This window comes from Cupriavidus plantarum (assembly GCF_905397285.1).
In the GTDB taxonomy this organism is placed as follows: Bacteria; Pseudomonadota; Gammaproteobacteria; order Burkholderiales; family Burkholderiaceae; genus Cupriavidus; species Cupriavidus plantarum.
Window position 1 is genome coordinate 62,415 of the sequence record NZ_CAJPUX010000014.1, and the last position, 8,612, is coordinate 71,026.

The window sequence follows — 8,612 nt, forward strand, 5'->3', positions numbered from 1 at the left end:
CATGCGTGTTGCAGAGGTCACCCGCAATACCTCCGAAACGCAGATCCGCGTTTCGCTGAATCTCGACGGTACCGGTCGCCAGAAGCTGGCGTCCGGCGTACCGTTCCTCGACCACATGCTGGATCAGATCGCCCGCCATGGCATGTTCGACCTCGAGGTCGAAGCCACCGGCGATACCCATATCGACGACCATCACACGGTCGAAGACGTCGGCATTACCCTCGGTCAGGCGGTCGCGCGCGCGATCGGCGACAAGAAGGGCATCACGCGTTATGGCCACAGCTACGTGCCGCTGGACGAGTGCCTGTCGCGCGTGGTCATCGACTTCTCGGGCCGTCCAGGGCTGGAGTTCCACGTGCCGTTCACGCGCGCCCGCGTGGGCAGCTTCGACGTCGACCTGACCATCGAGTTCTTCCGCGGCTTCGTCAATCATGCGGGCGTCACGCTCCATATCGACAACCTGCGCGGCATCAATGCGCACCATCAATGCGAGACGGTGTTCAAGGCCTTTGGCCGTGCGCTGCGCATGGCGGTGGAGCTGGACCCGCGCGCGGCCAACACGATTCCATCGACCAAGGGCACGCTCTAACGGGACTTTTCCCCCAGGACATCTGTCTGGCGAGCCGGCTGGTTGCGGCGCTGCCGATCGTTCGCGACCGACCGCAACCATGGACACGCTCAAGTCATTCATCTCGCTGCTGGCGCTGATCAATCCGATCGGGGCGATCCCGTTCTTCATCAGCCTGACGAGCCAGCAGACCGAGGCCGAGAAGATGCGGACGATCAAGACCGCATCGATCTCGGTGGCGATCGTCGTGGGTGTGTCGGCATTGCTGGGGCAGCAGATCATCGAGTTCTTCAATATCTCGGTGGCCTCGCTGCAGGTGGGCGGTGGACTGATCATGATCATGATGGCCATGAACATGATCAACGCGCAGGCGGGCCGCACGCGCGCGACGCCGGAGGAAGAGGACGAGGCGGAAGCCAAGGCCAGCATCGCGGTGGTGCCGCTGGCGCTGCCGCTGCTGACGGGGCCGGGTTCGATCAGCACCGTGATCGTGTATGCGGGCAAGACGCAGCACTGGTATCAGTTGCTGATTCTCGTCGGCATCGGCATCGTGCTCGGCGGCGTGGTGTATATGACGTTCCGCGCGGCCGACCCGATCGCGCGGGTGATTGGCCGTACCGGCATCAATATCGGCACGCGCCTGATGGGACTGATCCTGTCGGCGCTGGCCGTGGAATTCATCGTAGACGGGCTGAAGACCCTTTTGCCTGTTTTGAAATCATGACTACCATAGCTATTGTGGATTACGGCATGGGCAACCTGCGCTCGGTGGCGCAGGCGCTGCGCGCCGCCGCACCGGAGGCGAATGTCCAGGTCGTGGACCGTCCCGAGCAGATTCGCGCGGCGGACCGCGTGGTGTTGCCGGGGCAGGGCGCCATGCCCGATTGCATGGGCGCGCTCGGCGCATCGGGCCTGCAGGAGGCCGTGATCGAAGCGGCAGCCAACAAGCCGATGTTCGGTGTGTGCGTTGGCGAACAGATGCTGTTCGACCGCAGCACCGAAAGTCGTCCTGGAGCGCCCGCCACGCCGTGCCTCGGATTGATGCCCGGCGAGGTGATCCGCTTCGAGCTGGAAGGCCAGCTCCAGGCGGACGGCTCGCGCTTCAAGGTGCCGCAGATGGGCTGGAACCGGGTACGCCAGACACGGGCACATCCGATCTGGCAGGGCGTGCCGGACAACAGCTGGTTTTACTTCGTGCACAGCTACTATGTGCATGCGCAGGATCCGGCCGATACCGCCGGTGAGACCGAATATGGTGTCGTGTTTACCAGCGCGGTAGCACGCGATAATATTTTTGCCACGCAGTTCCACCCCGAGAAGAGCGCCGCGATGGGTTTGCAGCTATACCGGAACTTCGTGCACTGGAATCCCTGACGCACCCAAGACCTGAAGTACCAAGACCAAAGGCCGTCCCATTTTTTCAAGCCGGCCCTGCTTTCATTTTTTCCTTTTTACACAACCTCGCTCGTCACGCATATGTTGCTCATTCCGGCCATCGACCTGAAGGACGGTCAGTGTGTACGCCTCAAACAAGGCGACATGGACCAGGCCACCGTCTTTTCCGAAGATCCCGCCGCCATGGCACGTCACTGGGTGGACCAAGGCGCGCGCCGCCTCCATCTGGTCGACCTCAATGGCGCGTTCGTGGGCAAGCCCCGCAACGAAGCCGCGATCAAGTCGATCATCGCCGAAGTGGGCGACGAGATTCCGGTGCAGCTCGGCGGTGGCATCCGTGACCTCAACACGATCGAACGGTGGCTCGACGACGGCCTGTCGTACGTGATCATCGGCACCGCCGCGGTCAAGAACCCGGGCTTCCTCAAGGACGCGTGCTCCGCGTTCGGCGGCCATATCATCGTCGGCCTCGATGCCCGCGATGGCAAGGTGGCGACCGATGGCTGGAGCAAGCTGACCGGCCACGAAGTCGTGGATCTCGCGCGCAAGTACGAGGACTACGGCGTGGAAGCGATCATCTACACCGACATCGGCCGCGACGGCATGCTGCAGGGCATCAACATCGACGCGACCGTGAAGCTCGCCCAATCGATGTCGATCCCGGTGATCGCCAGCGGCGGCCTGTCGAACCTGACCGACATCGAGCGCCTGTGCTCGGTGGAGAGCGAAGGGGTGGAGGGCGTGATCTGCGGTCGCGCCATCTACTCCGGCGACCTCAATTTTGCCGACGCGCAACAGCGCGCCGATACCCTGGGCGCCGAGTAACTTTCATACTTCATGCTAGCCAAACGTATCATCCCCTGCCTGGATGTGACCAACGGGCGGGTGGTCAAGGGCGTCAACTTCCTCGAGCTGCGCGACGCTGGCGACCCGGTGGAGATCGCCCGCCGCTATGACGAGCAGGGCGCCGACGAAATCACTTTCCTCGACATCACCGCGACCAGCGACGGCCGCGACCTGATCCTCCACATCATCGAGGCCGTGGCATCGCAGGTGTTCATTCCGCTGACGGTGGGCGGGGGCGTGCGCGCGGTGGAAGACGTGCGCCGGCTGCTCAATGCGGGCGCGGACAAGATCAGCGTGAACTCGTCGGCCATCGCCAATCCGCAGCTGGTCTCGGATGCGACGGGCAAGTACGGCTCGCAGTGCATCGTGGTGGCGATCGACGCGAAGCGCAGCTCCGCGCCGGGCGAGCCGCCGCGCTGGGAAGTGTTCACGCACGGCGGCCGCAAGGCTACCGGGCTCGACGTGGTGGAGTGGGCGCGCCAGATGGCCGACCGCGGCGCCGGCGAGCTGCTGCTCACGAGCATGGACCGCGACGGCACGAAGAGCGGCTTCGACCTCGAGCTCACGCGCGCAGTCAGCGACGCGGTGTCGATTCCCGTTATTGCATCGGGGGGTGTCGGCGGCCTGCAGGATCTGGCCGACGGCATCACGGTGGGGCGCGCGGACGCGGTACTGGCGGCAAGCATTTTTCACTACGGCCAGCACACCGTCGGTGAGGCGAAGGAATTCATGGCCCGGCAGGGCATCCCGATGCGGACGTGAACTTGGCGAAGAGCTGACATGGCAAAGAAGTGGTTGAACAAGGTGAAGTGGGACGATAACGGGCTGGTGCCGGTCATCGTCCAGGAAGTCGGCTCGAACGACGTGCTGATGTTCGCGTTCATGAATCGGGACGCGCTCCAGCGCACGGTGGAGCTCGGCGAGGCCGTCTTCTGGTCGCGCTCGCGCAAGCGCCTGTGGCACAAGGGCGAGGAGTCCGGTCACGTGCAGAAGGTGCACGAGATTCGCCTGGACTGCGACGAGGACGTCGTCTTGCTGAAGGTCACGCAGGTGGACAGCATCGCCTGCCATACGGGACGTCATTCGTGCTTCTTCCAGAAGTTCGAGGGCGATGTCGAGAGCGGCGACTGGCAGACTGTCGAGCCCGTGCTCAAGGATCCGTCGACCATCTACGCCAAGCCATGAGCACCGTCCAACCCAGCGCGGCGGACGTTCTTGCACGTGTCGCCGCGACGCTCGAGTCCCGCAAGCCCGAGAACGGCGGCGACCCCGACAAGTCGTACGCCGCCAAGCTCTTCCACAAGGGCGACGACGCCATCCTGAAGAAGATCGGCGAGGAAGCGACCGAAACCGTGATGGCCGCCAAGGACGCCCGCGCCGCGGGTCTCTCGCCCGAGGCGACCGGCAAGGTCGTCTACGAAGTGGCGGACCTCTGGTTCCACAGCATGGTCCTGCTCGCGAAGTTCGGGCTGACGCCAGCCGACGTGATCAACGAACTCGCGCGCCGCGAAGGCATGTCCGGGCTCGAGGAGAAAGCCAGTCGCAAGGAGTGACGCCGGAGGAGTAAGGTAGAGGCTACCCCACCCGCGACGAGGAGTGCGACGATGGCGAACGATTTTACCGGGCAGGTGACCACGACTGCCGACGGCGCGCAGCTGGACAGCCTGCGCAAGCTGACCCATATCCTATACGCGCTGTACGCGATCTTCTGGATCACGGGCGGTGTGACGGCGCTCATCGCGATCGTCATCAACTACGTCAAGCGCGACGATACCCACGGCACGCTCTACGCCTCCCACTTTGCGTGGCAGATCCGCACGTTCTGGTGGTATCTGGGCTGGATGGCCCTGAGCGGCGTCTTCGCGATTACGGTTTTGTTGTTTCCGCTGGCGATTGCCATGTGGAGCGTATTGTCGTTGTGGATGCTTTACCGTATCGTGAAGGGTTGGTTGTATCTGAACGATAACAAGCCGATGTACCGCGGGCCCGCCGAGTACGCCAGCCGCTAGGCGCAGAGGCGGGCTTTGTCAGCAAACCGTAATCGATTGGTCAGCGACAGGTCAGTGCCCGGTTGGTAAATTGGCAATTGTGAAACGCGGGCCCGGCGCCGTGGCAGCATGGCGGAACGCACTGGTGTAATGTTCCGTCAAGCCGCAACGAAACCTTCATGAAATCTCAGGATAATTGCGTTTTTTGCAAGATCCAGAGGCAGAATGGCGCGCGGGTCTGAGCAAATGAGGTGGCCGGGAAGTCGTTTCCTGGCCTGATGTCACGCCGGGAGCCGTCGTCCGGCGGGATCTTCGAAGGACGGTAAGGAGCAAGAAATGGGTTCGTTTAGCATTTGGCACTGGCTGATCGTGCTGGTGATCGTCATGCTCGTGTTCGGTACCAAGAAGCTGCGCAATATCGGCCAGGATCTGGGCGGCGCGGTGAAGGGTTTCAAGGACGGCATGAAGGATGGCGAGAAGGAAGCGCAAGCCGACGCACCGGCCAAGGAACTGCGCGACGCCACCACGATCGACGTCGAGGCCAAGGAAAAGTCGCGCCAGCAGTAAGCGGCCGGCAGCTTCCTTGCATTTCGCCTTGCCTTTCGTCTCCCCGGCGGCCACGTCCAGCGTGGCCCGCTTTTCTTGTGTCCCTGGTTCGACGCTCGCATGATCGATCTCGGTATTTCCAAGCTGGCACTGATCGGCGCTGTGGCGCTGATCGTGATCGGTCCGGAGCGCCTGCCGAAGGTGGCGCGCACCGTGGGCGCACTGGTCGGCCGCGCCCAGCGCTATATCAATGACGTCAAGGCGGAAGTCAGCCGCGAGGTCGAGCTCGACGAACTGCGCAAGATGCGCACGGAGTTCGAGAGCGCCGCGCGCGACGTCGAGCAGACGATCCACAAGGAAGTGAACGACCTCAACCAGGAGGTCAAGGATCAGGCGCAGGCCGTGAGCGATGCCTTGAATGGCACGGGCGCGGAAAGCACCGACAGCCCTTTTGGCAGTTCGTTCGGCTCCGGCGACAGCAACGGCTTCGTGCCGTCGTGGGACGCCGCGCACAAGTCGCACAACGGCCGCAAGAGCTGGCGCGTGAAGCAGGGCGCGCGGCCGATCTGGTTCAAGCGCCAGCAGAACACGCGCACATGGGTGCAGTCCGGCGCCGCGCGCGTCAAGCGGCACCGGCCCGCCCGCGGCGCGGCGCGGTCCTTCTTCGAATAGGCATGCAGCTCGCCCACCGACTTCAAGCATCCAGCCCCCGCGGCTGAGCGGTTTACGCCATGAGCGACACGCATTCCCCAGATCCCCAGAATCCTCAGGACGAAGCGCAGGAAACCTTCATCTCCCATCTGATCGAACTGCGCGAGCGGCTCGTGAAGGCGGTGGCGGGGGTGCTCCTCGTATTCGTCAGCCTGGTGTATTGGGCGCCCCTGATCTTCAACCTGTTCGCGCGGCCGTTGATGGAATCGCTGCCGAAGGGCGGCAAGATGATCGTCACGGACGTCACCGGCTCGTTCTTCGTGCCGATGAAGGTCACGCTGCTGGTGGCGTTCCTGATCGCGCTGCCGTGGGTGCTGTACCAGATCTGGCAATTCGTCGCGCCGGGCCTGTATCAGCATGAGAAGAAGCTGATCATGCCGCTGGTCTCGAGCAGCTATCTGCTGTTCCTGTGCGGCGTGGCCTTTGCCTACTTTCTCGTCTTCCCGACGGTGTTCCATTTCATGGCGCACTACAACGCGCCGCTCGGGGCCGAGATGTCCACGGACATCGACAAGTACCTGAGTTTCGCGATGACGACCTTCCTGGCGTTCGGCATCACGTTCGAAGTGCCCGTGGTCGTGGTCGTGCTCGTGCGCTTTGGCGTGGTCGAGCTGGCCAAGCTCAAGCAGATCCGCCCCTATGTGATCGTGGGCGCGTTCATCATCGCCGCGGTGGTCACGCCGCCCGATGTGCTGTCGCAGCTGCTGCTGGCTGTGCCGCTCATCGCACTCTATGAACTCGGCCTGATCCTCGCGCGCTTCGTCTCGCGTCCGGCCGTGGCCGAACCGGCGGCCAGCGAGACGCCCGCCGAGTGAGATTCGGCAACCGGGCGCCCCGGCGTCCGGTATCTGCCTGATCCGAGGCTTCGCATTGCTGCCATTTCCCGCCTCGGATTCGACCGTTCCCCACCGCTAAGTCCTTGATTGAAAGGGGTTCATGCGCTGCATCATTGCGCGCGTGACGCTATTCGATAGGCGGCGCGGACAGACCCGAAACACGGAAATTTCCTGCAGGCGCAAGCCCCGCGTGCACATCCGTGCTGTTGTTTCATGACAACAAAACGCGTCGGCATTCCGTGTTTACGGCGAAAAAGTCTTCTGGCGAGCGGGACCCCTGTCACATAATACGACGCAGACGTGAAGGTTAATGCGTCGCCCAAGCACTTGGGCAACCAAGATTTCCCAATCAGTTGACAAGGAAAGTGTCGATATGAAGATGAAACTGTTTGCAGCTGCCGTTGCCGCTCTGGCCGCCGGCGGTGCGTATGCCCAGTCGAGCGTGACCCTGTACGGCGTGGTTGACGCCGGTATCGAATACCAAAACCACCAGCCTAACGTTGCTGGCAGCCACGACGTGGTTCGCCTGACCTCGGGCAACATGTCCGGCAGCCGTTGGGGCCTGCGTGGCGTGGAAGACCTCGGCGGTGGCCTGAAGGGCGTCTTCGTGCTGGAAAGCGGTTTCAGCGTTGACACCGGTGTGTCGGGCCAAAGCAACCGTCTGTTCGGTCGTCAGGCTTTCGTCGGTGTGCAAAGCCAGTTCGGTACCCTGACCCTGGGTCGCCACCAAACGCCGTTCTATGACTTCGGTCTGGCCTTCGACCCGATGGCCATCTCGACGAACTACTCGATCACCTCGCAAGGTACCGAGTTCCAGTCGCGTGCTGACAACTCCGTCAAGTACATCGGCACGTTCGGCGGCCTGACCACCCAGTTGCTGTACTCGACCGGTAGCAACACCGGCGGCGCAGCTTCGGCCTACCAAGGCAACGCTGGCGAACTGGCTGGCAACTACCACACCGGCCGCGAATACAGCGCCAGCGTGGTGTACAACGGTGGCCCGTTCTCCCTGGGCGTGATCTATGACGAAACCAACGTTGGTATCGTCGGTACGCCTGACGCGAAGATCCGTCGCGCTTCGGCAGCTGGTACGTACGCCTTTGGCCCGGCCAAGGTGTTCGCTGGCTACCGTTACGCCAAGGCTTCGGACGGCGCTCTGCTCCCGGGCGGCACGCTGGCTGGCGCTACGGCTCCGGTTTCGGATCGTTCGAACCTGTACTGGGCTGGCGTGGGTTACCAAGTGACCCCGGCTCTGTCGCTGACGGGCGCGGCTTACTACCAAGACTTCCGCAACACCGGTGCTGATCCGTGGACCTTCGTGGTTTCGACGGACTACGCTTTCTCGAAGCGCACCGACGCCTACCTGAACCTGGCTTACGCCAAGAACAAGGATGGCTCGGCACTGGGTCTGTCGGGTTCGGGCGCAGCTGGTTCGGGCTTCGGCGCGACCAACGGCTCGGCCAACCAGTTCGGCGCTGTGGTTGGTGTTCGCCACAAGTTCTAATTTGACGCAGGCGTAAGCCTGCTTCGAATTGGGCTGCGCCAAAACCCCGGTATCCGCAAGGATGCCGGGGTTTTGTTTTTTGGCGCTTGGCCCGTTCTAGCGCAGCAGCCTGGCCAGCCCGGCCAGCCCAGCCCAGCCCAGCCCAGCCGAGCCCAGCCGAGCCGAGCCGAGCCGAGCCGAGCCGAGCCGAGCCGAGCCGAGCCGAGCCGAGCCGAGCC

The 8,612-nt window shown here is 63.2% G+C and carries 12 protein-coding genes; all 12 read left to right on the forward strand.

All coding sequences use genetic code 11. The features are described 5' to 3' along the window. Position 1: 1 nt before the first annotated feature. The 12 genes from hisB (at position 2) to KHP16_RS27380 (ending at position 8,394) form a co-directional block, all read left to right on the forward strand. Positions 2–589 carry an imidazoleglycerol-phosphate dehydratase HisB gene (hisB, locus tag KHP16_RS27325; protein WP_019451384.1) on the forward strand — a complete coding sequence of 196 codons (588 nt, stop codon included), beginning with the start codon at positions 2–4 and terminating at the stop codon, positions 587–589. A 79-nt stretch (positions 590–668) separates the two neighbouring features. Then, on the forward strand, positions 669–1,292 hold the full coding sequence (locus tag KHP16_RS27330; RefSeq protein WP_109585135.1) for a YchE family NAAT transporter: 624 nt from the start codon (positions 669–671) through the stop codon (positions 1,290–1,292). After that, a complete protein-coding gene (gene hisH, locus KHP16_RS27335) occupies positions 1,286–1,942 on the forward strand; it encodes an imidazole glycerol phosphate synthase subunit HisH (protein WP_109585223.1) in 657 nt (218 codons plus the stop codon). Before KHP16_RS27330 ends, hisH begins: the two co-directional genes overlap by 7 nt. Before the next feature lie 102 nt (positions 1,943–2,044). Continuing rightward, the gene (gene hisA, locus KHP16_RS27340; RefSeq protein WP_109585136.1) at positions 2,045–2,788 is read left to right on the forward strand and encodes a 1-(5-phosphoribosyl)-5-[(5-phosphoribosylamino)methylideneamino]imidazole-4-carboxamide isomerase; all 744 of its coding nucleotides are present in this window, start codon (positions 2,045–2,047) and stop codon (positions 2,786–2,788) included. Between the two features lie 12 nt (positions 2,789–2,800). After that, complete coding sequence (hisF, locus tag KHP16_RS27345; protein WP_109585137.1) at positions 2,801–3,571, forward strand: imidazole glycerol phosphate synthase subunit HisF; 771 nt, start codon at positions 2,801–2,803, stop codon at positions 3,569–3,571. An 18-nt stretch (positions 3,572–3,589) separates the two neighbouring features. After that, positions 3,590–3,994: a phosphoribosyl-AMP cyclohydrolase gene (hisI, locus tag KHP16_RS27350; protein WP_109585138.1), complete on the forward strand. Its 405-nt coding sequence runs from the start codon at positions 3,590–3,592 to the stop codon at positions 3,992–3,994. Then, entirely contained in the window at positions 3,991–4,362 is a 372-nt protein-coding gene (locus KHP16_RS27355; protein WP_115955522.1) for a phosphoribosyl-ATP diphosphatase, read from the forward strand. The genes hisI and KHP16_RS27355 overlap by 4 nt, the downstream gene beginning before the upstream one ends. Positions 4,363–4,413: 51 nt before the next feature. Further along, the gene (locus KHP16_RS27360; RefSeq protein WP_109585140.1) at positions 4,414–4,818 is read left to right on the forward strand and encodes a DUF4870 family protein; all 405 of its coding nucleotides are present in this window, start codon (positions 4,414–4,416) and stop codon (positions 4,816–4,818) included. Between the two features lie 315 nt (positions 4,819–5,133). Then, positions 5,134–5,364 (forward strand): Sec-independent protein translocase subunit TatA, encoded by a 231-nt coding sequence (gene tatA / locus KHP16_RS27365; RefSeq protein WP_109585141.1) that lies wholly within the window; start codon positions 5,134–5,136, stop codon positions 5,362–5,364. 99 nt (positions 5,365–5,463) lie between these two features. Next, on the forward strand, positions 5,464–6,015 hold the full coding sequence (tatB, locus tag KHP16_RS27370; RefSeq protein ID WP_109585142.1) for a Sec-independent protein translocase protein TatB: 552 nt from the start codon (positions 5,464–5,466) through the stop codon (positions 6,013–6,015). A gap of 59 nt (positions 6,016–6,074) precedes the next feature. After that, on the forward strand, positions 6,075–6,869 hold the full coding sequence (gene tatC / locus KHP16_RS27375) for a twin-arginine translocase subunit TatC (RefSeq protein WP_211961554.1): 795 nt from the start codon (positions 6,075–6,077) through the stop codon (positions 6,867–6,869). 394 nt (positions 6,870–7,263) lie between these two features. Continuing rightward, positions 7,264–8,394, forward strand: coding sequence for a porin (locus KHP16_RS27380; protein WP_244214865.1), 1,131 nt, complete (start codon positions 7,264–7,266; stop codon positions 8,392–8,394). The last annotated feature ends 218 nt before the right edge of the window (positions 8,395–8,612 follow it).

Bases quoted from the DNA above. Each gene is read 5' to 3' on its own strand.
- hisI (WP_109585138.1), top strand. From the start codon at position 3,590: ATGGCAAAGAAGTGGTTGAACAAGGTGAAGTGGGACGATAACGGGCTG.
- tatA (WP_109585141.1), top strand. From the start codon at position 5,134: ATGGGTTCGTTTAGCATTTGGCACTGGCTGATCGTGCTGGTGATCGTC.
- tatB (WP_109585142.1), top strand. From the start codon at position 5,464: ATGATCGATCTCGGTATTTCCAAGCTGGCACTGATCGGCGCTGTGGCG.
- KHP16_RS27360 (WP_109585140.1), top strand. From the start codon at position 4,414: ATGGCGAACGATTTTACCGGGCAGGTGACCACGACTGCCGACGGCGCG.
- KHP16_RS27380 (WP_244214865.1), top strand. From the start codon at position 7,264: ATGAAGATGAAACTGTTTGCAGCTGCCGTTGCCGCTCTGGCCGCCGGC.
- hisB (WP_019451384.1), top strand. From the start codon at position 2: ATGCGTGTTGCAGAGGTCACCCGCAATACCTCCGAAACGCAGATCCGC.
- hisA (WP_109585136.1), top strand. From the start codon at position 2,045: ATGTTGCTCATTCCGGCCATCGACCTGAAGGACGGTCAGTGTGTACGC.
- KHP16_RS27355 (WP_115955522.1), top strand. From the start codon at position 3,991: ATGAGCACCGTCCAACCCAGCGCGGCGGACGTTCTTGCACGTGTCGCC.
- KHP16_RS27330 (WP_109585135.1), top strand. From the start codon at position 669: ATGGACACGCTCAAGTCATTCATCTCGCTGCTGGCGCTGATCAATCCG.
- tatC (WP_211961554.1), top strand. From the start codon at position 6,075: ATGAGCGACACGCATTCCCCAGATCCCCAGAATCCTCAGGACGAAGCG.
- hisF (WP_109585137.1), top strand. From the start codon at position 2,801: ATGCTAGCCAAACGTATCATCCCCTGCCTGGATGTGACCAACGGGCGG.